Source organism: Capnocytophaga granulosa ATCC 51502 (assembly GCF_000411115.1).
GTDB classification, from domain to species: domain Bacteria; phylum Bacteroidota; class Bacteroidia; order Flavobacteriales; family Flavobacteriaceae; genus Capnocytophaga; species Capnocytophaga granulosa.
The window spans coordinates 30,454-56,721 of the sequence record NZ_KE150242.1 but is presented as its reverse complement, the minus strand read 5'-3'; the positions used below and the strand labels follow the sequence as shown (position 1 = coordinate 56,721).

At 42.6% G+C, this 26,268-nt stretch carries 28 protein-coding genes; 21 read left to right on the top strand and 7 right to left on the bottom strand.

Annotated features, from left to right (window positions below):
• Positions 1-45: 45 nt before the first annotated feature.
• From HMPREF9331_RS00285 to HMPREF9331_RS00275, 3 genes are all read left to right on the top strand, one after another.
• Positions 46-1,593: a glycine--tRNA ligase gene (locus HMPREF9331_RS00285; RefSeq protein WP_016419206.1), complete on the top strand. Its 1,548-nt coding sequence runs from the start codon at positions 46-48 to the stop codon at positions 1,591-1,593.
• A 128-nt stretch (positions 1,594-1,721) separates the two neighbouring features.
• Positions 1,722-2,090: a CidA/LrgA family protein gene (locus tag HMPREF9331_RS00280; RefSeq protein ID WP_016419205.1), complete on the top strand. Its 369-nt coding sequence runs from the start codon at positions 1,722-1,724 to the stop codon at positions 2,088-2,090.
• Positions 2,077-2,769 (top strand): LrgB family protein, encoded by a 693-nt coding sequence (locus tag HMPREF9331_RS00275; RefSeq protein ID WP_040356800.1) that lies wholly within the window; start codon positions 2,077-2,079, stop codon positions 2,767-2,769. Before HMPREF9331_RS00280 ends, HMPREF9331_RS00275 begins: the two co-directional genes overlap by 14 nt.
• On the opposite strand, the gene lpxB is transcribed toward HMPREF9331_RS00275, so the two are convergent.
• A complete protein-coding gene (gene lpxB / locus HMPREF9331_RS00270) occupies positions 2,737-3,873 on the bottom strand; it encodes a lipid-A-disaccharide synthase (protein WP_016419203.1) in 1,137 nt (378 codons plus the stop codon). The genes HMPREF9331_RS00275 and lpxB overlap by 33 nt on opposite strands.
• Before the next feature lie 180 nt (positions 3,874-4,053).
• Here lpxB and HMPREF9331_RS00265 point away from each other — a divergent pair, with 180 nt between their 5' ends.
• The 4 genes from HMPREF9331_RS00265 to HMPREF9331_RS00250 all read left to right on the top strand — a co-directional run bounded on the left by HMPREF9331_RS00265 (position 4,054) and on the right by HMPREF9331_RS00250 (position 8,004).
• Positions 4,054-5,679, top strand: a complete 1,626-nt coding sequence (locus HMPREF9331_RS00265; protein WP_040356796.1) for an OstA-like protein — start codon at positions 4,054-4,056, stop codon at positions 5,677-5,679.
• The gene (locus HMPREF9331_RS00260; protein ID WP_016419201.1) at positions 5,679-6,191 is read left to right on the top strand and encodes a hypothetical protein; all 513 of its coding nucleotides are present in this window, start codon (positions 5,679-5,681) and stop codon (positions 6,189-6,191) included. Before HMPREF9331_RS00265 ends, HMPREF9331_RS00260 begins: the two co-directional genes overlap by 1 nt.
• Before the next feature lie 307 nt (positions 6,192-6,498).
• Positions 6,499-7,044: a bifunctional pyr operon transcriptional regulator/uracil phosphoribosyltransferase PyrR gene (gene pyrR, locus HMPREF9331_RS00255; protein ID WP_009642652.1), complete on the top strand. Its 546-nt coding sequence runs from the start codon at positions 6,499-6,501 to the stop codon at positions 7,042-7,044.
• Positions 7,045-7,071: 27 nt separating this feature from the next.
• Positions 7,072-8,004, top strand: coding sequence for an aspartate carbamoyltransferase catalytic subunit (locus HMPREF9331_RS00250; RefSeq protein WP_009642642.1), 933 nt, complete (start codon positions 7,072-7,074; stop codon positions 8,002-8,004).
• A gap of 3 nt (positions 8,005-8,007) precedes the next feature.
• On the opposite strand, the gene dapA is transcribed toward HMPREF9331_RS00250, so the two are convergent.
• Together dapA and HMPREF9331_RS00240 are read right to left on the bottom strand one after the other, a co-directional pair.
• Positions 8,008-8,892: a 4-hydroxy-tetrahydrodipicolinate synthase gene (dapA, locus tag HMPREF9331_RS00245; protein ID WP_016419200.1), complete on the bottom strand. Its 885-nt coding sequence runs from the start codon at positions 8,890-8,892 to the stop codon at positions 8,008-8,010.
• Positions 8,889-9,401: a DUF6913 domain-containing protein gene (locus HMPREF9331_RS00240; RefSeq protein WP_040356793.1), complete on the bottom strand. Its 513-nt coding sequence runs from the start codon at positions 9,399-9,401 to the stop codon at positions 8,889-8,891. The genes dapA and HMPREF9331_RS00240 overlap by 4 nt, the downstream gene beginning before the upstream one ends.
• Before the next feature lie 76 nt (positions 9,402-9,477).
• Here HMPREF9331_RS00240 and HMPREF9331_RS00235 point away from each other — a divergent pair, with 76 nt between their 5' ends.
• Both HMPREF9331_RS00235 and HMPREF9331_RS00230 read left to right on the top strand, forming a co-directional pair.
• Positions 9,478-10,251, top strand: coding sequence for a 5'-nucleotidase C-terminal domain-containing protein (locus tag HMPREF9331_RS00235; RefSeq protein WP_016419198.1), 774 nt, complete (start codon positions 9,478-9,480; stop codon positions 10,249-10,251).
• A 27-nt stretch (positions 10,252-10,278) separates the two neighbouring features.
• Positions 10,279-11,202 carry a metallophosphatase gene (locus HMPREF9331_RS00230; protein WP_009642653.1) on the top strand — a complete coding sequence of 308 codons (924 nt, stop codon included), beginning with the start codon at positions 10,279-10,281 and terminating at the stop codon, positions 11,200-11,202.
• A 69-nt stretch (positions 11,203-11,271) separates the two neighbouring features.
• On the opposite strand, the gene HMPREF9331_RS00225 is transcribed toward HMPREF9331_RS00230, so the two are convergent.
• The 4 genes from HMPREF9331_RS00225 to HMPREF9331_RS00210 are packed head-to-tail and all read right to left on the bottom strand — an operon-like array spanning position 11,272 to position 18,372.
• The gene (locus tag HMPREF9331_RS00225) at positions 11,272-12,984 is read right to left on the bottom strand and encodes a TonB-dependent receptor (protein ID WP_016419197.1); all 1,713 of its coding nucleotides are present in this window, start codon (positions 12,982-12,984) and stop codon (positions 11,272-11,274) included.
• A 6-nt stretch (positions 12,985-12,990) separates the two neighbouring features.
• Positions 12,991-15,981, bottom strand: coding sequence for a tetratricopeptide repeat protein (locus HMPREF9331_RS00220; protein ID WP_016419196.1), 2,991 nt, complete (start codon positions 15,979-15,981; stop codon positions 12,991-12,993).
• A gap of 10 nt (positions 15,982-15,991) precedes the next feature.
• A complete protein-coding gene (locus HMPREF9331_RS00215; protein ID WP_016419195.1) occupies positions 15,992-17,017 on the bottom strand; it encodes a ferredoxin--NADP reductase in 1,026 nt (341 codons plus the stop codon).
• Positions 17,018-17,034: 17 nt separating this feature from the next.
• Positions 17,035-18,372: a dihydroorotase gene (locus tag HMPREF9331_RS00210; protein WP_016419194.1), complete on the bottom strand. Its 1,338-nt coding sequence runs from the start codon at positions 18,370-18,372 to the stop codon at positions 17,035-17,037.
• 205 nt (positions 18,373-18,577) lie between these two features.
• On the opposite strand from HMPREF9331_RS00210, the gene HMPREF9331_RS00205 reads away from it, so the two are divergent.
• The 12 genes from HMPREF9331_RS00205 (at position 18,578) to HMPREF9331_RS00155 (ending at position 26,266) form a co-directional block, all read left to right on the top strand.
• Positions 18,578-19,558: an HlyD family secretion protein gene (locus HMPREF9331_RS00205; RefSeq protein ID WP_009642639.1), complete on the top strand. Its 981-nt coding sequence runs from the start codon at positions 18,578-18,580 to the stop codon at positions 19,556-19,558.
• A 4-nt stretch (positions 19,559-19,562) separates the two neighbouring features.
• Entirely contained in the window at positions 19,563-20,024 is a 462-nt protein-coding gene (locus tag HMPREF9331_RS00200; RefSeq protein WP_040356784.1) for a GNAT family N-acetyltransferase, read from the top strand.
• A gap of 32 nt (positions 20,025-20,056) precedes the next feature.
• A complete protein-coding gene (locus tag HMPREF9331_RS00195; RefSeq protein ID WP_016419192.1) occupies positions 20,057-20,440 on the top strand; it encodes a VOC family protein in 384 nt (127 codons plus the stop codon).
• Between the two features lie 49 nt (positions 20,441-20,489).
• Positions 20,490-21,938, top strand: coding sequence for a Fic family protein (locus HMPREF9331_RS00190; protein ID WP_016419191.1), 1,449 nt, complete (start codon positions 20,490-20,492; stop codon positions 21,936-21,938).
• A gap of 10 nt (positions 21,939-21,948) precedes the next feature.
• Positions 21,949-22,149 (top strand): hypothetical protein, encoded by a 201-nt coding sequence (locus HMPREF9331_RS00185; RefSeq protein ID WP_016419190.1) that lies wholly within the window; start codon positions 21,949-21,951, stop codon positions 22,147-22,149.
• A gap of 26 nt (positions 22,150-22,175) precedes the next feature.
• Positions 22,176-22,673 carry a hypothetical protein gene (locus HMPREF9331_RS00180; RefSeq protein ID WP_016419189.1) on the top strand — a complete coding sequence of 166 codons (498 nt, stop codon included), beginning with the start codon at positions 22,176-22,178 and terminating at the stop codon, positions 22,671-22,673.
• Positions 22,674-22,697: 24 nt separating this feature from the next.
• Positions 22,698-23,048, top strand: a complete 351-nt coding sequence (locus HMPREF9331_RS00175) for a DUF1016 N-terminal domain-containing protein (protein WP_016419188.1) — start codon at positions 22,698-22,700, stop codon at positions 23,046-23,048.
• 135 nt (positions 23,049-23,183) lie between these two features.
• Positions 23,184-23,525 carry a hypothetical protein gene (locus HMPREF9331_RS13240; RefSeq protein WP_016419187.1) on the top strand — a complete coding sequence of 114 codons (342 nt, stop codon included), beginning with the start codon at positions 23,184-23,186 and terminating at the stop codon, positions 23,523-23,525.
• A gap of 31 nt (positions 23,526-23,556) precedes the next feature.
• Positions 23,557-23,901, top strand: a complete 345-nt coding sequence (locus HMPREF9331_RS13235) for a hypothetical protein (RefSeq protein WP_016419186.1) — start codon at positions 23,557-23,559, stop codon at positions 23,899-23,901.
• A gap of 21 nt (positions 23,902-23,922) precedes the next feature.
• On the top strand, positions 23,923-24,987 hold the full coding sequence (locus tag HMPREF9331_RS00165) for an ankyrin repeat domain-containing protein (RefSeq protein WP_016419185.1): 1,065 nt from the start codon (positions 23,923-23,925) through the stop codon (positions 24,985-24,987).
• Between the two features lie 6 nt (positions 24,988-24,993).
• The gene (locus tag HMPREF9331_RS00160) at positions 24,994-25,854 is read left to right on the top strand and encodes a PQQ-binding-like beta-propeller repeat protein (RefSeq protein ID WP_016419184.1); all 861 of its coding nucleotides are present in this window, start codon (positions 24,994-24,996) and stop codon (positions 25,852-25,854) included.
• 58 nt (positions 25,855-25,912) lie between these two features.
• Positions 25,913-26,266 carry an MmcQ/YjbR family DNA-binding protein gene (locus tag HMPREF9331_RS00155; RefSeq protein WP_016419183.1) on the top strand — a complete coding sequence of 118 codons (354 nt, stop codon included), beginning with the start codon at positions 25,913-25,915 and terminating at the stop codon, positions 26,264-26,266.
• Positions 26,267-26,268 lie beyond the last annotated feature (2 nt).

The following is a 26,268-nucleotide window of genomic DNA, read 5'->3' as shown; positions in this document are numbered from 1 at the left end:
ACTAACGATATTTTTTACTATTTTTGCACTCATTAATTCAGAACTATGGCAAATCAAGAAGACATTTTCAAGAAAGTAATCTCCCACGCCAAGGAATATGGTTATATTTTTCCTTCTAGTGAAATATATGACGGACTTAGTGCCGTATATGATTATGCACAAAATGGCGTGGAACTGAAGAAGAACCTCCGCGAATACTGGTGGAAAGCGATGGTACAGCTACATGAGAACATCGTAGGGATCGATGCGGCTATATTCATGCACCCCACCACTTGGAAGGCATCAGGACACGTGGATGCCTTCAATGACCCCCTTATTGACAACAAGGATTCTAAAAAACGCTACCGTGCTGATACCTTGGTAGAGGACTATGTAGCAAAAATAGAAGATAAAATAGAAAAAGAGGTTGCCAAAGCCCAAAAACGCTTTGGAGAGGCCTTCGACAAGGAGCAATTCCTCTCTACCAATCCTAAGGTGATTGAATACAAAGAGCGAGCCGAGGCTATCCTACACCGCTTAGGTAAATCCCTTGAGCGCGAGGACTTGGCCGATGTAAAGGCACTTATCGAGGAATTGGAGATCGTCTGCCCTATCTCTGGCACCAAGAATTGGACAGAGGTAAAGCAGTTCAACCTAATGTTCGGCACCAAGCTCGGCGCTACTTCCGAAGGAGCCATGGACTTATACCTACGTCCTGAAACAGCTCAGGGTATCTTTGTCAATTTCTCCAATGTACAAAAAACAGGCCGTATGAAAATTCCTTTTGGGATTGCCCAGACAGGAAAGGCTTTCCGCAACGAGATCGTAGCACGCCAGTTTATCTTCCGTATGCGTGAGTTCGAACAAATGGAAATGCAGTTCTTTATCAAACCGGGTACCCAACAGGAGTGGTATGAGCACTGGAAAAAGACCCGTCTTAAGTGGCACCTCTCTTTGGGATTGGGCGAGGAGAACTACCGCTTCCATGACCATGAGAAGCTCGCCCACTATGCCGATGCTGCTTGTGATATAGAGTTTCGCTTCCCCTTCGGCTTCAAGGAGTTAGAGGGTATCCACTCCCGTACCGATTTCGATTTGGGCAACCATGAAAAGTATTCTGGTAAGAAACTACAATATTTTGATCCTGAGGAAAACAGAAGTTATGTCCCCTATGTATTGGAGACATCTGTGGGGCTTGACCGCTTGTTCTTGGCCATCTTCTCCCATAGCCTACAAGAGGAAACTCTTGAGGATGGGGAAACTCGCACAGTGCTACGCTTGCCTTTCGTACTAGCCCCTACCAAAGTGGCTGTATTGCCTTTGCTCAAGAAAGACGAGCTACCTGAGCTTGCCTTGCAGATCTTCAATGATCTAAAATATGATTTCAATGTCGCTTATGATGAGAAAGATGCCATAGGCCGCCGCTATCGTAGGCAGGATGCCGTTGGTACTCCTTTCTGTATTACCGTGGATCACCAGTCCAAGGAGGACAACACCGTCACCCTACGCCACCGCGATACCATGGAGCAACAACGTGTGCCTATCTCCGCCCTAAGAGAGCTTATCCTCAAAGAGGTAGATATGAACCAGTGGCTTAGAAGAATCAGTAAATAAGGTCATATTCTAAGTAGCAGAGACTGTCTTTTCGGACAGTCTCTTTTATTGTGGAAAATATTTGCTTTTTGTTCTTGGTCTTTTGTTATTAAAAATTGTAACTTTGCCCCCGTTTTAATCACTTTTGTATGTTAATCAGATATTGTGCTATTATCTTTGGTTGTTTAGCCCTAGGAGAGTTAATCGTTCATCTCACTGGTATTCACTTTCCCTCTAGTATTATAGGAATGATACTGCTGACCCTTTTTCTACACTTAGGCTGGATCAAGCTGCACTGGGTCAAGGCTTTTTCCGATATGTTGATCTCTCACTTGGGATTGTTTTTCGTACCTCCCAGCGTGGCTATATTGGCTTATTTTGACCTTATTGCCAAGAATTTTTGGTCTATCAGTGTGGCTATTGTTGTCAGTACCCTTATCGTTATGGTCGTAACAGGCCATGTGTATCAATTTGTCCGTAAAAGAACCAAACATCATCACGAAAATGAAAATATTTGAAAATCCTTTAGTCCTTTTAGCCATTACCTTTGGCGTTTATTACGGAGTGCTCATGCTCCAACAGAAATACAAATCAGTCTTCCTCAATCCTGTAATGCTGGCCGTATGTGTGCTGATAGGTTATTTGATCATCTTCAATATCTCCTATGAGACCTATGAGCGTAATGCTGGTATGTATATAGACTTTTGGCTCAAGCCCTCCATTGTAGCCATGGGTGTTCCCTTATACCAACAACTCTCCAAGATCAGAAAACAACTCTTACCGCTGTTGCTCTCCCAGTTTGTCGGTAGCCTAGTGGGTATTCTCTCGGTATGTTATATAGCCAAGGCTCTAGGCGCAGAAGAAAACATCATTCGTTCCCTAGCCCCTAAGTCAGTTACCACTCCTATCGCCCTTGAGGTGTCCAAGACCCTACATGGGATTACCTCCCTTACTGTAGCCGCTGTGATTGTAACAGGGATTTTGGGCTCCATCTTAGGCTTCAAGGTACTCCAATGGACAGGAATCAAAAGTCCTATGGGGCGTGGTATCTCCCTGGGTACAGCCTCCCATGCTTTGGGGATTATGGCCGCCTTCAATCTTAGTGAAAAACACGCCATCTACGCCAGCTTAGGGATGATCTTCAACGGAATCTTTACCGCTGTTTTAGCTCCTATCGTTATGCCTTTTATCTTGTAAGGAATTGTAGATAGCCTGCGCTGTCCTTCGGCTAGCCCCTTCGTTACCTAATCTCTCGCGCAGGGCTTGGTAATCCCTCTGGAGTTTGTCCCTATAGGCAGGATCTAAGAGTTTGTCCAATTCCACTTTGAGGTTTCGGGTATTGAGGTCTCCTTGGATAAGCTCTGTAACTACAGGGGCATCCATAATCAGGTTAACCAAAGAGATATACTTGAGACTAATCACCCGCTTGGCTATCTGGTAGGAAATCCAGTTGCCCCGGTAGCAAACCACTTCAGGGACACGGAATAAGGCGGTCTCTAAGGTAGCTGTACCGCTGGTTACCAAGGCTGCATGCGCATGAGAGAGCAGGTCATAGGTCTTCCCACTGACAAAATGTACGTTCTCTTCCCTTATAAACTGTCTATAGAAATCATATCCTAAAGAAGGCGCTCCTGCAATAACAAACTGATAGGGGTGATAACTTCCCACCACCGAGAGCATCACCGAGAGCATCTTGGCAATTTCTTGCTTGCGGCTACCTGGTAGCAAAGCTATGATAGGGCGCTCATCTAAGCCATTTTCTCTCTTGAACACCTCCATACTTACTTCTCGGCGTGCAGCAATGGCATCCAAGAGCGGATGACCGACAAAGTGTACGGGATACTGGTGCTTGCCCTCATAGAAATCCTTCTCAAAAGGCAGGATTACATACATGGCATCTACATCTCTTCTGATGGCCTTGATACGGTTCTCTTTCCAAGCCCAAATCTGTGGAGAGATGTAATAATGGGTAGGAATCCCCTGCCGCTTAGCCCACTTGGCTATACGCATATTAAAACCTGGATAGTCAATGAAGATAAGCGCATCGGGCTGATAGGCTGTGATATCGGCTTTACAGAGATCTATATTGCGAAGAATGGTGCGCAGGTTCGTAACCACTTCCCAAAAGCCCATAAAGGCCAAATCTCGGTAGTGCTTGATGAGCTTTCCCCCGACAGCTTCCATGCGATCTCCTCCCCAGAAGCGAAACTGAGCTTGTGGGTCTATCTCTGCAAGTGCCCGCATCAGGTTTGCTCCATGTAAGTCACCGGAGGCTTCTCCTGCAATAAGGTAGTATTTCATAGCGATGAATATTTTTGCAAAGATAGTATTTTTCCAAAAATAATTGTATCTTTGTCTTGGGATTATTTATAATGTGTAGTATCCAATGCATAAAGTAAAAAATCTTCGCTTTTCACTTTTCATTTTTCAGTGAAATATGTATCTTTGCACAAAATTCTTATGGATAGGACAAGACCCTTTATGTCAAAAATATATTACCTATTTGCCTGCTTTTTCCTCTTATTCTCAGTGGTGTATGCTCAGGATAGCACCTCCAAGAAGATAGAGATTGTCTACGCTGGTACCCTCACTATTGACAATGATAAGTACCCTGGGGCTACAATCTTCAATTCCGATGAGGAGCGCAAGGTACAGTTCCGCCATCAGGGAATGGACATCTGGTGCGATGTGGCTGTACTCTACCAACAGACGAACCAGGTGAAGGCCTTCGGAGAGGTATTTATCCAACAAGGAGACTCACTGAAGATGAATAGCGAGTTTATAGAATACAATGGAGATACAAAAATAGCGCTTGCCAAGAACAATGTCAAGCTACGCAATGAGAAAATGACCCTTGAGACAGAGGAGCTGTTCTTTGACCGCAATACCCAAGAGGCTTATTACCTGAACTATGGCAAAATCTCTGACGAAGAGAATGTGCTCACCAGCCGAGAAGGCCGCTACTTTGTCGCCCCAAGAAAGAGTCAATTTACCACCCAAGTGAAGGTTACCAATGTCAACTTTGAGGTCAATTCCCTTACACTGGATTACTATCATGCTTCAGGACATATCTACATGTTTGGCCCCACAACCATCACTGGAAAGGATTACATCGCCTACGGAGAGAAAGGCTACTACGACACCAAGGCGGAAAAGGGCTACTTCATGGACAAGGCTCGTATAGACTATGACAACAAGCGCCTTACGGGGGATAGCCTCTACTTCGACAAATTCCGAAGTTTCGCCTCGGCAACCAACAATATTATTATCCGAGATACCATCAACAAGACCTTAGTCAAAGGACACTATGGCGAGGTATATAAGGCACAGGACTCCATGTTCATCACCAAAAAAGCCCTAATTAGCAGTGAGGTAGAAAAAGGCAAAGACTCCATTTACATCCATGCCAAGCGGATCATGGTAACAGGCAAGACGGGCGCACGCGTGGTGAGGGCTTACACTGGAGCTCGTATCTACAAGACCGATATTCAGGGCAAATGTGATTCTATCCACTCCAGCCAAGCCACAGGCCTTACCAAGCTGATCGGAAAACCTATTATATGGAGTGGCAAAAGCCAAATGACAGGAGACAATATCCATATTCTGGCCAATACCCAAACCGAAAAACTTGATACCCTCAAAGTCTTTGACAACGCTTTCCTGATCGAAAAGGACACCCTAGGTACAGGCTTTAACCAAGTAAAAGGAAAAATTTTAAAGGGAAAATTCCTCGAAAACAAATTAAATAACGTAAATTTGTATCAGAATACCGAGGTGATTTATTACGTATATAACGACCAAAATCAGCCTGTGGGGATTAATAAGTCCAAATGTAGCCAAATCCGTATAGATTTTGCTCCCAACCAACAGATAGAGACTATTGTCTTCTACAAAAATATAGATGGCGGTATCTATCCTGAGAATAAAATCAGCAAAGAAGAACTACGCTTCCCCAATTTTAATTGGCGCGGAGACGAAATGATTCTAAGCAAGAATGATATTTTCCCAGAAGACGAAAAAAACATACAACTAACCCCTATTCACGGTATTAAAGCTGATGAAATAGACCTTATAGAAGAAAAACTCATACCTAAAACAGAAAACTGATGCCCTTGTGGAAGAAATATTTGCTTTTCCTTTGGAAATCAACCAACCAGCATGGCGTACATTCTCCCTTTGTATTCCGATTGGTTACCCAGTGCTTTTACTCGCGTGATAAAATCCCTTGTTCGCACTACCCTAAAGGTATCTCCAAAAGAAAAGGACAGTTTTTGCTTCGATTGGTAAAATATTTTGCTCCCAAGAGTATAAAAATATATAGTGATCGTAAGGATTTCACCTCGTTCTTTCCCGCTCCGCTTACAGAGGTTTCCAAGCAGCAGCAGGATATGATCATCCTTTACCAACAAGAGAACAAACCGACTCAGGAGGAGCTTATAGGACAAATGCACAACGATAGTTTGCTACTTGTAGTGGCTCCACATCAGAGGGAAAACGAGGATTTTTTTAAACAATTAGCCGAAAATAAGGCTTTCACTGTGGTGATAGACACTTTTTCCTTTGCTCTGTTCTTCATCAGAAGCGAACAAGAAAGAGAATGCTTTGTCATACGAACTTAATCGTTAATTGTCAATTATCAATTGTTAATCACAAAAGACTGTACGCATCAGAAATTGTCTTAATCAGCATCTTTGTAGAGACGCAATTTATGGCACCTTAAAAAGTTTGCAAATAACATTTTAACTATTGATTCTAGTCATTAATCATTAGTCATTAATCATTAATCATTAATCATTAGTCATTAATCATTAATCATTAGTCATTAGTCATTAGTCATTAGTCATTAGTCATTAATCATTAGTCATTAATCATTAGTCATTAGTCATTGGTCATTAATCATTGGTCATTAATCATTATTTAAGGATTATGGAAAGAAAACAATTATTAACCTCCCAAGAGTTAGATGTCATTCTACATCGCTTGGCCTGTCAGCTTATAGAGAACCATACCGATTTCTCCGATACGGTACTCATAGGCTTGCAACCTCGTGGGGTATTCTTAGCCCAGCGCTTAGTGGCAATGCTTCGTCAGGAGTATCAGGTTGCGGGCATACAATATGGCGCCTTGGACATCACCTTCTTCCGCGATGATTTCCGAAGAGGTGAAAAGCCTCTGGCGGCCAACACCACCGATATTCCTTTCTTGGTAGAGGACAAAAAAGTGGTCTTCATAGACGATGTCCTCTATACAGGCCGTAGCATTCGTGCTGCTCTCACTGCCTTGCAGTCCTTTGGACGTCCCAGCAAAGTAGAACTATTGGTACTGATAGACCGCCGCTTCAGCCGTGACCTACCTATACAGCCCGATTATATTGGCAAGGCCGTAGATGCTATCAACAAAGAACGCGTAGTGGTCAATTGGGCTTCACAAGACGGAGAAGATGCCGTCTATCTCGTAGAAAAACAAGCATAAAACAACCCTACCCATAAAACACACACTATGAACCAGTTAAGTGTCAATCACCTATTAGGTATCAAGTACCTCACCCCTGAGGACTTAGAGCTTATCTTCACCACAGCCGACCAATTCAAGGAGGTGATCAACCGCCCTATCAAAAAGGTGCCTTCCTTGAGGGATATTACCATTGCCAATCTGTTTTTCGAGAATAGTACACGTACCCGCCTGTCCTTTGAGTTGGCCGAAAAACGCCTCTCTGCCGATGTGATCAACTTCTCGGCTGCACAATCCTCTGTAAAGAAAGGAGAAACCCTCATCGATACAGTCAATAACATCTTGGCTATGAAAGTGGATATGGTTGTTATGCGCCACCCCAACCCTGGAGCAGGGGTCTTCCTCTCTCAGCATGTGAAAGTGCCCATTGTCAATGCTGGTGATGGTGCCCATGAGCACCCCACCCAAGCCCTCTTGGACTCCTATACCATACGCGAGCGATTGGGAAGTGTTGCGGGTAAGAAAGTAGTGATTGTAGGGGATATCCTACACTCACGCGTAGCCCTCTCCAATATATTTGCCCTACACATGCAAGGTGCTGAAGTAGCCGTATGTGGCCCTAAAACCCTTATTCCTAAGTATATACATGAGCTAGGGGTACATGTGGAAACTGATCTGAAGAAAGCGCTCCAATGGTGCGATGTGGCCAATATGCTACGTATCCAGAACGAACGCTTGGATATTCCTTACTTCCCCTCCACACGGGAGTATGTACAGCAGTATGGCCTTACCAAGGAGATTCTAGACGAGATAGGTAAGGAGATCATCATTATGCACCCTGGCCCTATCAACCGAGGGGTAGAACTCACCAGCGAAGTAGCCGACTGCCCGCAATCAGTTATCCTTGATCAGGTTGAAAACGGGGTAGCTATTCGCATGGCAGTCATTTACCTACTGGCTTCACAGATAAAAATGCAGTAAATATTATTTTTTCATATACTCTAAGTACGTCTTCAGTTCTCTTTGTAGCCCCTCTGTAGCACTCACCAAAGGAAGGCGTACTTTAGGGGTATTGATTATTTCCAAAAGGGTAAGCAAGGCCTTGATTCCTACAGGGTTTCCTTCTTTGAAAATTAGCTCCATCACTTCTAAGAGCTGATACTGAATAGTGTTGGCCTGCTTATAGTTTCCCTCCAAGCCCTGACGTATCATTCGGCTATAGCGCTCAGGAAAGGCCTGTCCTAATACCGAGATGGTACCATCACCGCCCAAAAGCACCGTAGGTAAGGCCGTAGCATCATCGCCTGAGATAACCAAAAAATTATCAGGACGCCCTTGCAAAAGGTGCATAATCTGGACTATATTGCCCGATGCCTCTTTAATCCCTATGATAGTGGGCACCTCTTTGGCCAGGCGTAGGGTAGTGCGATAGTCCATATTAACCCCTGTGCGAGAGGGTACATTGTAGAGTAGAATGGGCAGTTCCGTAGCCTCGGCCACCGCCTTATAGTGCTGGTAAAGTCCTTCTTGTGAAGGCTTGTTATAGTAGGGCGTTACCGAAAGTATGGCTGTGTAGTCCTCAGAAGATACCTCACGTACTTGTTCTACAATTGTTTGGGTGTTATTCCCCCCTACTCCCAAGACCATGGGCAGTCTGCCTTTGTTAGCCTTCTTAACTGTCATTTTGACCAATTCCTTTTCTTCGGTAGATAGGGTAGGTGTTTCGGCAGTGGTACCCAAAACAACCAAATAATCTATACCATTTTCCACTTGGGTATGTACCAAGCGTTCAAGAGCGGGTACATCTACGCCCCCCTCTTTATTAAAAGGGGTTACCAGTGCGACCCCTGTTCCTTGTAAAGTCTTCATTGTAGTGTTTTTATTATTTTTTTAGCTTCTTGAATAAAAGTACTCCCATCGGCCAAGGGAGCCTCAATAATCACATCGTTGAAAGCGGGATCTATACCACTTACCCCTATGCGTAGCTTGGCTTTCACTCCCGATGAAAGCAATAGCAGTGGAAGCTTGGGTGTGGAAAAACAGTTGATCAGCAGGTCATATTCCAGTTCCCAAAGCCTATCGGCATGATAGTTGCGGATGCCCCCCGAATAGTTGATATCCTTCCAGGCGAAGAGTGGAATCCCTTCTATCTGTATATCTATCCCCTTCTCTTCATAGCCCAAAATCACATAATTTTCCGAATTGATACCGTACTCTTTGATGAAGTTCTTGAGGAAATCCACCTTATCCACTTCCTCTATATCCACAATACATCCTACCTTATGTATTTGTAACTTATTACCATTCAGATAATTAGCTCTCTTTTTAAGGTTCTTCTGTATCCGATTTTTAATCGCTATATTTTTAAATATTTTCAAAATAAAAATTATAAAGATTTCACTGCAAATGTAATGAATATTTATTAATTTTGCGCCCTGAAAGAAAAACATTTTTATGAGAAAAAATTTATTTGCTTTTCTGGCACTATTTTTGCTTATAGTCTCTTGTAAATCAAAGAGCTATTTCACCCAAGCTATAGAAGGGGAACAGATGCCCATTACCAAAGATACAGAAGAAGACGAAGATATCAAGGACTATCTTTCGCCTTTTCGCTATCACTTGAACAAGTATTTGGACAATGTGCTTTCTCACAACAATGCTACTATGGTCAAGGATATCAAAACCTTAGAAGATGGTGAGATGAACATGCCTATTGGTAACTTCTTTGCCGATGCGCTCTGTGAGCAATCCGATGGCTATTTCTACAAGAAAAAGAAACGCCATGTGGATTTTGCCCTATTTAACTGGGGAGGAATCCGTTCGGAATTACCCGAAGGAAGTATTACCACCCGTATGGTCTACCAGCTAATGCCCTTTGAAAACTATCTAGTAGTAGCTGAGGTTACAGGTGCACAGCTTTATGACATGGCCAAATATCTTTATGATAGTAAGCTCCCCCACCCAATCTCTAACCAAGTACAGCTCATCATGAGTCCACGTGGAGAGGTCGTGAGTTTTCTTATCAATAAAAAACCTGTTCTACGCAAAAAGCGCTATTTTGTCTGCACTTTTGACTATCTATACAATGGGGGCGATAAGATGAATTTCTTTAAAAACTCCATAGATGTTACCAACATCAGTTACAATGCCAGAGAAGCGCTGATTGATTACCTAAGAAAAACAAACCCTATAGATTTTAAGTCCGACGGACGATTCAAAATAAAATAATTATCAAACTATAAAACACAATTTTATATGGAAAGAAGAAATTTCGTAAGAAACATCGGGGCTGGCGCCCTGTTTTTAGGGCTGGGAGGCGTTTCCTATGCCTTTGACAGAGATAAAAACAAGGATAAGCTCAAAAAACATAAGAAACATATCACCATACTCCATACCAATGACACCCATAGTCATATAGACCCTATGCCTACTGACGACCCTCACTATCCTGATAAGGGAGGAGTGGCACGTCGTGCGGTCTTGATAGAGCAAGTACGCAAGGAAAACCCCAATACGCTACTCTTTGATGCTGGGGATATCTTTCAGGGTACTCCTTATTTCAACTATTACGGGGGCGAATTGGAATTCCGCCTAATGTCCATGCTCAAGTACGATGCAGCTACTTTCGGAAACCATGATTTTGACAATGGAATAGAGGGTCTCCTCTTCCAGATGCCACATGCCAAATTTGATTTCATTTCTTCCAATTACGACTTTACCAATACCGTATTAGAAGGAAAAACAAAGCCTTACAAAGTATTTGAAGTAGATGAAGTACGTATAGGTGTCTATGGCTTAGGCGTAGAGCTTAAAGGATTGGTTACCAAGGAACTCTACAGAGAAACCAAATACCTTGATCCTGTGGAAATTGCCATAGATATGGAGAAGAAACTCAGAAAGACAGAGAACTGCGACATTGTCATCTGTCTCTCTCACTTGGGATTCCAGTATCGTACCGATAAGGTATGCGACCTTACCATTGCTAAAAAGACCTCCGAAACTGACCTTATCATAGGCGGCCATACCCATACTTTCATGAGCGAACCTGTCATTGTCAAGAATAAGGCCAATCGCGAAATCCTCATCAACCAAGTAGGCTGCTATGGAATCAACTTAGGCCGTATCGATTTTTACTTAGATAACAAAATCACCACCAGCGGGGTACAAATATTAGTTTAATTTTCTCAAATCATATCCAACAATTAAAAAGAGGTTGTTCTTTGGCGAACAACCTCTTGCCTTTTCTCCCTATTTCACATTGAAACGATACTTCACCCCTACGAGGAATTGGAAACCTTGTACAGGGTAGGACGTCCATCGTTGGTAGTGCTGTCCTGTTACATTACTCAAATCCACAAAAGCTGTCCAGCGCTTAAGGAAGGTATAGTCGGTTGAGAAGTTAAGATCAAAAAAGCCATCAAGGGTCAGTTCCTTAGCCTCTAAAGTAGGTAGCGTATGGGCTATATCCTTTCGCTCTCCTACATAGTAGAAAGAAGTCCCTACATTCCACTGGGGAAGAATGCGGTAACTTGCCGAAAGGGCGGAGGTAAATAGCGGTAAGTTTCTTTCCTTCGCTTTCAGTGCATCAAAGGAATAGGCATTGACCTTGGCAAAGGCATCTATATAGAAACGATCCGAGAACTTACCCCTGATAGTTGCTTTTGCCCCAAAGGACATAGCATCCTCATAGACGATGCTATAGGAATTATCATAGTGATAAGGCTTACGATCGGCAAGGGTATATTTTTCATTGGCCTGATACATAGGCATCTGTACTATACGTGTATAGAAAGCCTTGAAATCATAAGAGAATCCTTGGAAAAGTGCGCCTCTAATCCCTGCAAATATATCATAAGGGGTATAGGTAGGGTGTAGGTGCTGGGTCGGAGACAGATAGGGGTTCTCCAAGGATTGTTCTCGGTAGGTGAGCTGTTCCAATCCTCCTGTAATCCCTCCATAACCTATAAGTGCTTTTCCTGCTGCATTCCAAGAGAGTTCCACATCGGGAAACACCTTAACACTCCCTCCTTCTCCATTGTTCTCCTTAGCATAATAAGCCCCTAATCCGAGCCTTACCCTATAGTTGCCCGAAGTACGTACATACGCTGGCCTTAGCCCCAAGAAAGCCGACTTATAGGTAATCCCGAGCAAACTGGAAAAGCCTCTATCAAAACTCCCTTGCAAATAATCCACATCAGCTTTTACCTGTAATGCCTGCCCTTCCTTAAAGGCGTATTTGAATGAAGGGCGTAACTTAAGCTGCACTTCCCCACTGCCAAAATCATCTTTGCCTCCTTGTACAAAGAAATCCACCCCTTCGAGTACACCCTTAGTCATAGAAAGCTCCCCTGCTATGCCTCCTGTAAGGTACTGCTGCTTAAGGGACTGGGAGATGGGTAGCAAACTCTTATCCTCTACACCATACCAGTGGGAAAGCCTATGGGCTACATTGGCCGAAAGGCTATACTGGTAGGTTTGCCCCCATTGGTTATAAGTCGCCTGCGCTTGGGTATGCGAAAAATTGCTATCGGTCTCTACCTCTTTGACATTGTCCTGAGAGGAATGATGGGTGAAGTCCACCGACAAATCCGAAGTAAGGCTAAAAGGTACTGAAATGAAGGCATCCCCATATAGGGAAGTATAATTGCCCCCTGCCAAGGCTACATAAGAGTGGTAAAGACTATCCTGAGTTGTCACTATAGGGATACGTACCGCCTTCCCCTTTTCAGGTACAAAGGTAGAAGCTACAGGGATAGACTCAGAGGAATAGGTAACCTGCTTTTTGGCTACCGCTATGGTATCCTTCTTAGGTGTCTGCTCCGCTGGCTTTTGTACATCGGCTATGGTAGGGGTATAGGGTTTTACAATATCCACCGAGATAGTGCCCAACTTATCCTGTGCTTGTACCCCTGCGGCAAAAAGGGTAAGTGAGAGTACTGATATATTATATAATACTTTCATTATCAATTATTTGTTAGATTTCTTTTCGTTTGTCTTTATCAATTTCATCGCCTCCTGTGCCTCTTGGATTACCTCTGGATAGTCCTTGAAGTTCTCTAATACACTGCTTAGAATATAGTTGGCTTGATACAAGTCCTTCAGTCCATAGAAGTTCTTAGCCATTAAGACCAAGCCTTTGGCTGAAAACTCCTTATAGCCCCCATATTCCTTGGCCAACTTCTGTACCACTTCGTTGGACTTCTTGTACTGCTTGGCTTTGTTCTTAAAATAAGCATCGTAATAGAGTGCTTCGGCCATAAGTGCGTCGGTAGCACTCTTGCGCAATAGGGCGTATTCCTTTTCTGCTTCTGCCTCGGCACCTGTAGCCATATAGGCACGTGCCAAAATCACATGGGCATCACTCTTAAGGCGTTCCTCAACAGCTTTCTCGGCCAAGATCTTTTGGGCATAAGCTATCGCTTCAGGATAATTCTTTTGCTTGTAGAAACAACTCATTAGGTTAGAACGGGCAAAGATCACATTCTGTAATACCGGAGACGTTTTTTCCAATTCCTTGAGCAAGGGAAGCACCTTTTCTGTCTCGTCTTTCTCTAAGTAGATATGGCTAAGCCTGAGCAACACCTGTTCGGAGTATTCATTGCGGCCGTCCTCCAATACCTTTTCATAAAGTGGGCGTGCCTGAGCCTTTTGGTTGTCCTCAAAATAAAGCTGTGCCAAATAGAAGCGTGCTTGAGCCGCATTAGCTCCCTTAGGGAAATCCTTTAGGTATTTCTCCAAGGCTGGCTTGGCCTCTTGCTTTTTATGCTGTACATAGAGGCGTTCGGCTGCCTCAAAGGCCGCACTATCCAGTTCGCTATCGGATACCTTCACATAGCCCAAGCCCTTAGCCCAAGCGGCATATTCCTCCATCTTTCCTTGTTCGGCATAGATATTCTTAGCCGTACTTACCGCCTGCAAGGCCTCTGGAGAAGAAGGATATTTCTTGGTAATCTCCTTGAAAAGAGCCAACGCCTTCTCATTTTCATTCTTGTTATAAAGCATAAGTCCTTCTCGGAGCATAGCTCGCACTGTATAGGTTCCATCCTTATATTGGGTTTTCAAGGTATTATACAACTCTGAAGCCTTTTCTGGTTTTCCTTGATTTACATAGGTATTGGCCAGTTCATAGAGCGCGTCCTCTCTGAGATTGGACTGGGGATAATCTTGGATAAAAGCCGTAAGTGCTTCTATTTTCTTAGGCACTCTATCCACTATACCATAGCTGATGGCCTTTTGGAATGCTGCATAATCAGTATTGGTCGCTTTAGCGGCGATTACCTTGTCATACGCCTCCATAGCAGGCCAATACTTCCCTGTGGCAAAGTTGCAATCTCCCAAGCGCAAGTATGCATCGGAGAGGCGTAGGGCTTCTGGATGGGTCTGGGCATATTTGGCAAAATATTCTGCTGCTTCGGCATATTTTTTCTGATTAAAGAGCGCATAAGCCAGCCCATAGAGCGCCTTAGGATATTCCACAAGAGAAGTGTGCCCCCCCTGAAGGAAAGCGGAAAAATCCTTTTGAGCCTCTGGGTAAAGGTGCAACTGATAAGCTGTCTCTCCACTCCAATAAGTAGCTCTTGCCTGAAACTCGGCATCGGCTTGGCTCTTTTTTGCTTGCTCAAAATAAGGCAACGCTTCCTTGAATTTGGCATCACCATAGAGCTGCATGGCATAGAGAAAAGCCACCTTCTGGCGTATCTTAGGATCTGCCGTAGCGGATTTCTCTAACAAATCCAAGGCCTCACGATAGCCTCCTGAAGTGATATAGGAATCCACCAAGAGTCCTTTAAGCTCTTCGGTATGGCTATTGGGATAGGTGTCCATATAGGACTGTATTACTTTAGGAGTAGACTCATAGGCATTGCCTATATCATAACTCAGGCGGGCGTAGTTCAGGTGTGCATCCTGCTTTATGGCTGGGACAAAATTCATCTGATAGGCGTTGCGAAAGGCATTGAGTGCCTGCTGTTTTTGGTCTGTTTTCAGGTAACACTGTGCCAAGTGGTAATACGCATTCTGTGCTACCTCATTCTTTCCGTTGATAATCCGATTGAACTGACCTATAGCCTTTTGGTACTCCCCTTGCTTATAGTAGGCAAAGCCTAAGTAATAGAGGTCGGTATTGGTATAAGCACCATTCTTCCCCTTGTAAGCCTCCAAGTAAGGAATGGCCTTGGTATACTCCTTGAGGTTGAAATAGCTCTCCCCTATGATCTTGTTAATCTCAGAACGGTATTGGGGGTTATTGGTCTTTTCCAACTGTAGAAGCCCCTCCTGCAAGGCTTTTTGAAAATTACCTTGCTTAAAGTTCATATCTGCCTGATAATAAGACAGATTCTTATTGAGTTCCTTCTCCTCACCCACTTGTTGGAAAAAGTCATTGGCCTTTTGATAATCATCGGCATCATAGGCTATATATCCTAAATAGTAGGCTGCTTTCTTTCCATATTCTTTGGAGTTCTTCACCTGAGAAAGGTATTGCTGAGCGGTCTCCTTGTCTCCGTGAGCAAAAAGGGCATATCCATATTGGAAGTCAAATTTTTCCTTTTGCTTGGTTGAGAGAGTAGGTATTTCTACCTTGTCATACCATAAAATGGCCGTTTTGGTATCTCCTTTGTCAAAATAGTAATCCCCTACCTCAAGGTTGGCTTGGGCTGCATAGGAAGAAGTGGGATAGTCCTTTAGGTACTGCGTCATGAGCTTATCGGCTCCTTGTTGCCTTAGGCGAATAGCTGCCGAAGCAATATAGTAGCTACACAATTCCTTATCGGCCAAGGTATTGGCCTTGAAAAGTTCTTGCTTGAAAAGGTGTTGGGCGGCCTTATATTGCTCTTGTTGGTAGAGCGAGCGAGCTTTCTTCAGGCGAGCGTCCCTATCCGTATAGCGAGCAGTACGCTGTGCCCATAGGGGACTTGAAAGCAGTAGCAAGGCCAAAAGAATCCAGTTTCTATGTTTCATGGTCTGTATTTTAGTAATTAAATTCTAATCTCATATGATCACAAGTGGGGTGCGCTTGACAGGTGAGTATCTTGCCTTCTTTGACCTCTCGTTCTATTAGTATTTGGTTGTTGTCCATCTCGGCACTGCCCTCAGTTACCTTGCCTATACAGCTGCTACAAGCCCCTGTAAGGCAGGAATAAGATACGTCCAAGCCCTTGGCAAGCAATTCGCTGAGTATGTTTTGTTTCCGCTCTATGGTAAAGGTCTTTTCCTCTCCACCTATGCGTACCGTTATCTCGGTAGTTCCTGTGTACTGCTTCTTGCTATCAGTTACGGTAAATAGTTCGGTATGGATTTTCTTCTTATCATAATCCTTCTGCAGACGATCCCTTACAGCCTCCACCATGGCCTGTGGCCCACAGATATAGAAGCGACCAAAATTCACCTCTTTATAGGTTTCCTTAAGCAATTGCTCGACCATAGGCGGGTCTATATGTCCTGAAAGCGCCCCCTCCTGCTGAGTCTTGCTATAGACATATTGTACCAGAAGCCTATCGGGATACTGTGCCTTAAGTGCTTCAATATCAGAAAGAAACATAGTCGTTTCAGGGGTTCTATTGCCATAGACCAAAAGAATCTTGCATTGGGTCTTCTCCAGTGCTACCTTGATAATGCTCAGCATAGGGGTAATACCACTCCCTGCGGCAAAAAGCCCCAAGTTCTCTGGGGAGATCTCAGGAATATAGGCAAACTTCCCCTCTGGAGGAAAGACCTCCAATTGGTCTCCCTCCTTGAGCTGTTGGCAGGCAAAGGTAGAGAAACGCCCCCCTGGTATCTGCTTGATACCCACACTAAGCAGTGGCTCATATGGCGACGAACAGATAGAATAGGCACGCCTTACCTGCTCTCCATTTATCTCCTGTTGCAGGGCTACAAACTGTCCTGCAAAAAAATCAAACGAAAAACGATCCTTCTGAGGAATCTCAAAAGATATTTTTACCGACTCAGCTGTCAAACGTTCTATCTGTGAGACGGTTAAAGAAACTGATTTCATTCTTAATTCTTAATTGTTTAATTATCAAACAACACTCTTTTTCCTTTTTCTTGGGATAAGATAGTTCCCTTATCATATACCAAATGACCATTGACAAAAGTATAAGCTACTTTATAGTCAAAGGTAGTGCCTTCCAAAGGCGACCAACCACACTTATAGAGGATATTCTCCTTCGACACCTGCCAAGGAGTATGCTCCGCTACACAAGCTATATCGGCATAATAGCCCTCACGGAGGTAACCCCTATCTTGTATTCTAAAGAGAATAGCAGGGTTATGGCACATCTTCTCTACCAATCGCTCCAGAGGAAGACCTCTCTGTTGGAACATGGTCAGGGCTGCTACCAAGGCGTGTTGTACCAAGGGTGCCCCTGAGGGGATTTTTTGGTATTCCTTCGCTGCTTTTTCCTCCAAGGTATGGGGAGCATGGTCAGTGGCTATCACATCTATACGATTGTCCAAAAGTGCCTGCCAAATAGCCTCTCGGTCTTCCAAGGTCTTGACCGCAGGATTCCACTTAATCAGTACGCCCTTTTGGTCATAATCTTGGTCAGTAAACCAAAGGTGATGGATACAAGCCTCGGCGGTAATCTTCTTTTGGTCAAGTGGCAAGCTGTTGTCCAAGAGTTCTGTTTCCTTGGCAGTGGATAAGTGGAAAACGTGGAAGCGTGCGCCCGTTTGCTTAGCCAGAGCAATAGCTCGTGAGGAGGAGAGATAGCAAGCCTCCGCACTGCGAATCAGTGGGTGACACTTTACAGGAATTTCTGCTCCATAGAGAGAGAGGTAATGCTCCAAGTTGCGGCGGATCGTTTGTTCGTCCTCACAATGTGCGGCAATAAGGGTAGATACATTCCTGAATATCGTCTCAATTGTCTTCTCGTTATCCACTAGCATATTCCCTGTGGAAGAACCTAAGAAGAGCTTCACCCCCGCGGTATTCTTTGGATTAATGCGCTTGAGCTCCTCTATATTGTCATTGGTACCCCCTAGCAAGAAAGAGAAATTGGCCAATGAGGTACGAGCTGCTGTGGCAAACTTGTCCTCTAGGGCTGCAATGGTCGTAGTCTGGGGAATTGTATTGGGCTGGTCAAAGAAAGTAGTAGTACCCCCCGCCACTGCGGCCGCACTTTCTGTAGCAATGGTCGCCTTATGGGTAAGACCAGGTTCACGAAAATGCACTTGGTCGTCAATCACCCCTGGGAGTACCAGCATACCCTCCAGGTCAATTACCTTTTGGGCTTCTTTGGCCGAGATATCCGAGGCTATCTTAGCAATGCGTTCATTCTCAATAAGTAAGTCGGCTTCTTGAATACGATGATCCGAGATTAATTTGCCGTTTTTTAGAAGTGTTTTCATAATTATCACGATTTCAGTCGTTATAGAACAAGATAACGACGATGCAAAGATACATATTTAAGTGAAAAACGAAAAGTGAAAACTTTGTTATTTTCCAAGGCCTATGATAGAGCTGCGTTTTTAATCTATCTTAAAAATCTTTTTAGGCAAAAGTCCTCCTATATGGTAAATCTTCCCTAATTTTGCAGCATTAATTTTTTATTCCATGAAAAAGAAAAATATCACTGGACTTCTAGTTACCATTGCTGTATTTGCAGCTGTTATCTCTCTTTCTATCTACTTCTTTAGCAATAGCGAACCTACCTATTTGCAAGGACAAGTAGAGGCCAAACAGATCAATGTTGCTCCCAAAGTACCCGGTAGGGTGAAGGCCATCTATAAGCAAGAAGGCGACGCGGTACATAAGGGCGACCTCCTTTTAGAACTTGAAAGCACTGAGCTTGATGCCAAACTCTCCCAAGCCGAAGCCGCGCGCCTAGCTGCCCAAGCCCAAAGCGACAAAGCTCAACGTGGTGCCCGCACAGAACAAATACAAGGTGCCTACAACGTATGGCAACAAGCCCAAGCCGCCGCTGAACTGGCCGAAAAAACCTATCAGCGTGTAAGCAACCTCTACAACGACAAGGTGTTGCCTGCTCAAAAGAAAGACGAAGCTTATACCCAAATGGTCGCCCTACAGAAACAAGCTGAAGCCGCCAAATCACAATACGAAATGGCCAAAAATGGTGCACGTGTAGAAGACAAAACCGCCGCCCAAGCCCTTGTCGCTCAAGCCCAAGGAGTCATCACCGAAGTGAATGCCTATAAGGACGGTGCTAAGGTATTTGCTCCTGCCGATGCCGAGATACAGACCATTATCCCCAACGAAGGCGAGATTGTCAATGCGGGTTATCCTGTAATGAACCTTATTGATACTCAGGACGAATGGGTAGTGTTCAACATTCGTGAGGACAAAATGGCTGACTTCAAGATTGGTACCAAGTTCAAAGGTATTGTACCTGCTCTTGGTAATCAGCAGATAGAAATGGAAGTAAAACACATAGCCGTACAAGCCGATTTTGCCACTTGGACTGCTACTAAAAGTAAAGGCGATTTTGACAAGAAGACTTTCGCTATCAAGGCCTACCCTACTGAGAAAGTAAAGGATCTAAGACCTGGAATGTCCGTATTAGTGAGTGAAAAGTAAAAAAATGAGAATAACTGAAGGATTATTGCCTGAAGACAAGCAGGCTATCATACACTGGACAAATAGCAAAGAGGCTGATTTCTTGCAACAATGGGCAGGAGATACTTTGCCGTATCCTCTTACCATAGAAGCGCTCAATGCTTTGTCTCATTGCTTTCGCATTGAGGCAGAGGATAGTTTTATAGGAATGATTCAGCAAATAAGGGTTGAAGGGAGCAATGTACATATTGGCAGATTCCTTATCAATCCTTCCCTTACAGGAAAAGGATTAGGCACTAAGGCTATGCACTTATTTATTGCAATGCTTTTTGAGGATAAAAGTGTTCATTCTATTAGCCTAAATGTATTTGATGACAACCCCGTAGCTAAAGGTCTTTATACAAAACTCGGTTTTGAAGTAGTGGCCACTATTGAAGGAGAAAGGAAGAAATACAAGATGGTGAAGAGTAATTCAGCAATTGATTAATTTTCCAATTAGCTCATTAATAATTTACCACTATGAAAATAGATCATATTGCATTGTATGTAAAAGACTTAGAAGTTTCTAAGTCTTTTTATGAAACTTATTTTGGTGCGAAACCAAACCAGTTATACCACAACCCTAAAACAGGCCTACATACCTATTTTCTAAGTTTTGACAGTGGTACCCGCTTGGAGATTATGTGGCGTCCCAATCTTAGCAAACGTTTGGACAGAGTGATGAATGAAGGCCTTATACATTTTGCCTTTAGTGTAGGAAGCAAAGAAGCGGTTGATACACTTACTCAGAAAATCATAGCCGCAGGTTACAAGTGTTTTAGTGCTCCTCGCACCACAGGTGACGGTTATTATGAGAGTGTTGTCCTTGACCCTGATGGTAATATGGTAGAGATTACAGTTTAATAATTGGTAAATTATCACTATCTTTGCCCTATAAAAACCTCATTTTACAATGATTGAATCCAAAAACATAGAATACAAGCGACAAGTTACCCCTGAATTAGAAAAGGAAGTCGTTGCTTTTCTCAATACAAATGAAGGTGGTTTTATCTATATCGGCATTGATAAAACAGGAAAAACCATTGGTGTTCCTAACCCCGATGCTGTACAATTAGAACTCAAAGACCGCTTTAAAAATAATATTCTCCCCTCGTGTATGGGGTTATTTGATATTCTTTTGGAAAAACGCAATGATAAGAATATTGTTAAAATCATTGTAGCAGGAGGATATGAAAAGCCTTATTACATCAAGAAATATGGGCTTTCAGAAAAAGGGGCTTTCATCCGTATAGGCAGTGCTTCAGAACCTATGCCCTCCCGACAAATAGAAGAGTTATTTACCAAGCGTACACGTTATTCAATAGGTAAAATAAAGTCTCCTAAGAAAGATTTACGCTTCCAGCAGTTGCAAATCTATTACCAATCGATGGGTAAAACCCTCAACGAGCAATTTGCAAGAAATTTAGAACTTTTGAATGAAGATGGCGATTACAACTATGTAGCTTACTTAATGAACGATATCAATAATATATCGGTGAGAGTAGCACGCTATGCAGGGATTGACCAAGTTGATTTGGTACAGAATGAAGAGTACGGACACGAATCTCTTATCAAAGCAACCCAGCAGGTATTAGACAAACTCAATCTTGAGAACCGAACTTTTACCAAGATAACCTACAAACAGCGTTTAGAACGTCGCCTTTGGAATCCTGTTGCCCTTCGTGAGGCTGTGATTAATGCCTTTGTTCACAACGATTATACCTATGAAGTAGCACCTAAGTTCGAGATTTTTAAAGACCGATTGGTCATTACCTCTTGTGGCGGACTCCCTTATGGTATTTCGCAAGAAGAATTCTTCTCAGGCACTTCTATACCCCGCAACAAAGAGTTGATGCGCATCTTCCGTGATGTAGAGTTAGTAGAACATTTAGGTTCTGGTATTCCACGTATTTTGCAGAGTTATCCTAAAGAATCTTTTAGGTTTATGGAAAACACCTTGCGAGTAATCTTTCCTATAGATGAAGATTTACAAGCACTTATGGAAGAAGAAGCCCAAGCTACCGCGCAAGACACCATGCAAGTACCCCCCAAGTACCAGGCAAGTACCAGGCAAGTTACCGCACAAGATACCCCCCAAGTACCCCCCAAGTACCCCCCAAGTACCCCCCAAGTTACCCCCCAAGTCAAAGAACTTTTAAAGGTATTTGAGGGTTTACATAATAGAGAAGAAATTCAAAATCGTTTAGAATTGGCTGATAGGAAATATTTTAGAGTGAACTATCTCAACCCTGCTATAGAACAAGGTTTTGTAGCTCTTACCATTCCTGATAAGCCCACAAGTAGCAAGCAACAATACTACCTTACTGATAAAGGCAAGGAATTTTTAAAAACATTAAAATAACCCTTAAAAAATGAATTTCAAACGTATTGATTCTCGTTGTTATGCTGCTGTAATCACCGAAGATGGTCAGTGGCAAAAAGGTGAAGTCTATACCTGCAAAACTACCTATCGCTATGATAATCACGGCAATTGGATAGAGAAACGCATCGAATATTCTAAACGTTATACCAACCTGATTGTAGAACAAACCATTGAATACGCTAATGAATAAGAAACACTTATTTGCTAATTATCTCTATGACCTACGACGAATTTTACAACTGTATAGAACAGCTTCCTAAAGAAGTAACCAACAGAGATTTGGAGACCTATCTCTTGGCTTTGTATAGAATAATGACCCCACACGAAAACACACCCTTCTCTCCTACTCTTTGCCTTGAACTGCTTAAGGAGGCATTCAGTGCAAAGACTGCTACTTATGAGGAGGAGTGGACAACTATTCTTACAATGCCTGAGGCAGAAGATGAACATCTCTCTGCCTTTGCTTATACGCAAGCAGTAATCGCCTTTCAGATAGCTGAACTCCATCGTATGAAAGACAAAGAACTTAATAACGAAATGCGTTCCTTTGGCATCACTTCCGAAACGGGCTATGATTGGTACAATTTCAATCCTTTAGACCTCTTGGAGTGTGGCGCACAAGGCTTATGTGATTATATAGGCGAAGATGAAACCATCCCTAACGACTGGCATTTCTTAGGACATCTGTTAGATTTAGGAAGGTATTATGAATAATGAGCCAATTAACAAACTAATACTATGAAAAAAAAACAAGTTAACAAAAACGAACAATTTTATACAGAAATCCGTCAGATTATTGAAACGGCGCGTACTAATGCGATACGAAGTATTGATTTCAGCAGGGTGCAAATGTATTGGCTCTTAGGTAAACGCATCTTTGAAGAAGAGCAACAAGGCAAAGACCGTGCCGACTATGGGACTTACCTTATCCGTAACTTAGCTGAAGAACTAATGCCTACATATGGCAGTGGTTTTTCAGTAAGACAACTAAAATTTTGTAGGCAGTTCTATCGAATGTATCCAATTGGGAACGCAGTGCGTTCCCAATTGAACTGGACGCAGTACAGACTGCTCATTCAAAAAAAGTAGATTTTTCAAATTGTCTCAACACTGTCGAGACAATTGAGTTAGTCACTGAGCTCCCCTCACGAGCCCTCCTGCACCAACAATTACAGAAAATAATAGCAGAACGCCAAGCATTTTTGTAACATAAAAATTATCAATATGAACCCATTACAAAAAATAGAACAAACTTATGGCTTTCAGTACCCCAAGCTATATCACCGGCTTTGGGAAGATGGGATGCTGAATGTTCTTTGGCAATGGGAGGAAGTATTTCCAGAGCTAAAAAAGAATCCTCCGTTACTTTTATTTAGGGATCAATTTACGGCATTGGATGATGCAGAAGATATTATAAATAGAATAAAAAATAATAAATCTCAACGAGGAATCAAAACTGAATATCTTTTGGTGCCTTTTGCTTCAGAATGTGAAGGAGAGGTTTGTTTTTTCTATGATAGAGAAAAACCAGAGCAACCTCCTGTTATCGTAAAAGGACTGGTATGATTTTGATGCTGCTGAAATTATAGCAGATAACTTGCAGAATTTTATTTTCTATGGCTTGCTATCAATTGTATATAGCATTTATGCAAAAGCATCTTCCTTAAGTGATTTTTATGAGAATATTGCCAATATATACCGTACCCATCATCCTTACCTAAGTGAAGAACAAGCTCAGGTAATTAAAGAAATTTACAACAGAAAACTTACAAACTTTCCTTGTTCCGCAAACAAAGAAGAAAATAGATATTCATCCTATCTTATAGCAAAACATCGCAGTGATTATACTGCCTTACTCTCTGATGAAGAGTATATTGATTTATTAAATAAGTACAATCCTATCTCTACCCCAGAGGATGATAGGGAATTTTTTATAATCTAAAGCATACAAACAAATTATAATATGGAAGAAAGAAACATCTTTGCCCAGAAAAAAGCACCTTTTAAATGCCCTGAAATCGTAACCCTCTTGCGTAAGGAAAACTTTTCTGCCTTGGAAGCTGAACTTGCCAAAGGCTGGGATATCAACCAAGAAGTCCGTGTACACGAACGCTATTCTCAAACACCTTTTGACTTTGCCTTGTCCAGTCGCAAAAAGAAACTATTAGAGTTTTTAGTCGATAAGGGGGCTCATATAAACAAAACAGCGATTATTCATGTTTGTAATAGTGGGAATAGCGACCCTGAGTTGATAAAATGGCTGATTGAACAAGGTGCCGATGTAAATTCTCGTACCCATCTTACGGCTTTGCAGGCTACTATCTATAACAAAAATGAAGAAATAGCTTTTCTGCTGATAGAAAACGGTTTCAAACTCACTCCCGATGGTACAACCCTGAGAATGGTAGCTTCGGAAGGTATGTGTAAACTGGCTGACTACCTTATCGCTCACGGATTTGATGTAAACTATTGTGAGCCTAATATGGTATATCCTTACAATGCCTCACCCTTACAAATAGCTGCCTCAAAAGGTAACCTTGCCTTGGTAAAACGACTCATTGAGCTGGGTGCCGACCTTTCCTACAAGGATAAATACGGCGAGCGTGCCTATCATTACGCCTTGCGCAACAAGCAGAAAGCGGTCGCTGAGTATATCAAATCGGTAGAGCCTGCCCAGTGGCACGACGAGGAAGAGCGCTTGCGAGCCTTAAAAGCCTACAAACTTCCCGAAGGACTCATTGCCCGAATGCGCGCTACCGATAGGCGTATTCCATTGCCCGAATGCAAATATACCAGCTTTGTGGAGTTTGCCCCGCTGAGTGATGTCAAGGAAGTAAAGTGGAAAAATAGGAAATTCCTTGATCTGCTATCCGATGCGGATAAGTATGGCGCTGAAGGCTTTTTGGTATGGTATCCTAAGAACAAAAAACTCGCCTTTGCCGATTACGAACACGGAACTTTTACCGAACTTTGTACCTTTGACGAGTTTATGGCAAACCCTTCCGCACAAATTGATAAGATTTTTTAGTAATATATGACAAGCTACCATACCTTAAACACCTTTAACAACCCTTTTCGCCATTATAGGGTGATAGATATCGTCCCTTTTCAGGAGAAAATAGCTGTATTGCAATTTACCTCAGCTGATGTTTCTAAAAAGATAATGAAAAACGGAGTGTATGTAGATCGTCATATTCTTGTAGATATCTTTTCAGAAGATTTTACATCACAAAAACGACTTTCTTTCTCCTTTGAGGAAGATGAACCTTGTTATAGAAGTGATGCTTACTATTATCGGGAAGGTGAACGACTTTTTATACTCATTGAATACTATAAACTCGACAACATTTTTGTAACTAATAAGGTATTTGAAATTACTGAAAATGAAGTAATAGAACTGTCTTTCTGCTGTATTCCTCAAAAGCGAATTTTCAATGATGCGAAAGTCTATTCTTTTGGAGATAAAGAAGTTTTTATGCAATCTCCCTTTATGATGAGCTGCCGAGATAAACAGAACCAAAAAACACTTTGGAAATACAAACTCTCTGCTTATCTTTACACTGAAGTAGAGGAATATAACGATATCTTATACTTTGGTACAGCAGGTAAAGGAGGCTATTTTTATGGGGTTTCACTAAATAACGGACAAACTGTATTTAGTTATAATACAGGACAAACCGTACACTTTGTACGAAGTGGAGAATGTATCATTATAAGTGATAAAAAACAAAAGCCTATGCTTATAAATGCCTTAACTGGAGAGATCATTCATTCATTAGACATTGGCAAATACACTATTGATTACGAGCAACAGATGCTTTGGTATAAAGAACGTTTCTATAGCATTGTCCGCAATAAGGAAAAAGACTTATCTGTAATGTGTGTGAATATATAGGAGTTTTATATGATCTGAAACCTAATAACTAATTACTGAAATCTTTTATCTAAATAAAATGAACTTAGAAGAACTTAGAGACAGTTGTCTTTCTATGCCTTTCGCTACGGAGGATATGCCTTTTGGCGAGGGTTTCTTGGTATTCCGCATTTGTAATCGTATATTTGCCCTTACCAATCTGGAGCGTTTCCCTGTAAGTGTGAGCCTCAAGTGCGACCCCGAGCGCGCGATAGAACTCCGCGAGCAATACCCCGACAAGATTATAGCGGGCTACCACCTCAACAAAAAACATTGGAATACTGTGCTTTTAGAAGGCTTACCCCCTACCCTTATCAAGGAGATGATACAGCACTCTTACGACCAAGTACTTGCCAAAGTCCCCAAGAAAGAAAGAGAAGTGTTAATTAGTTAATT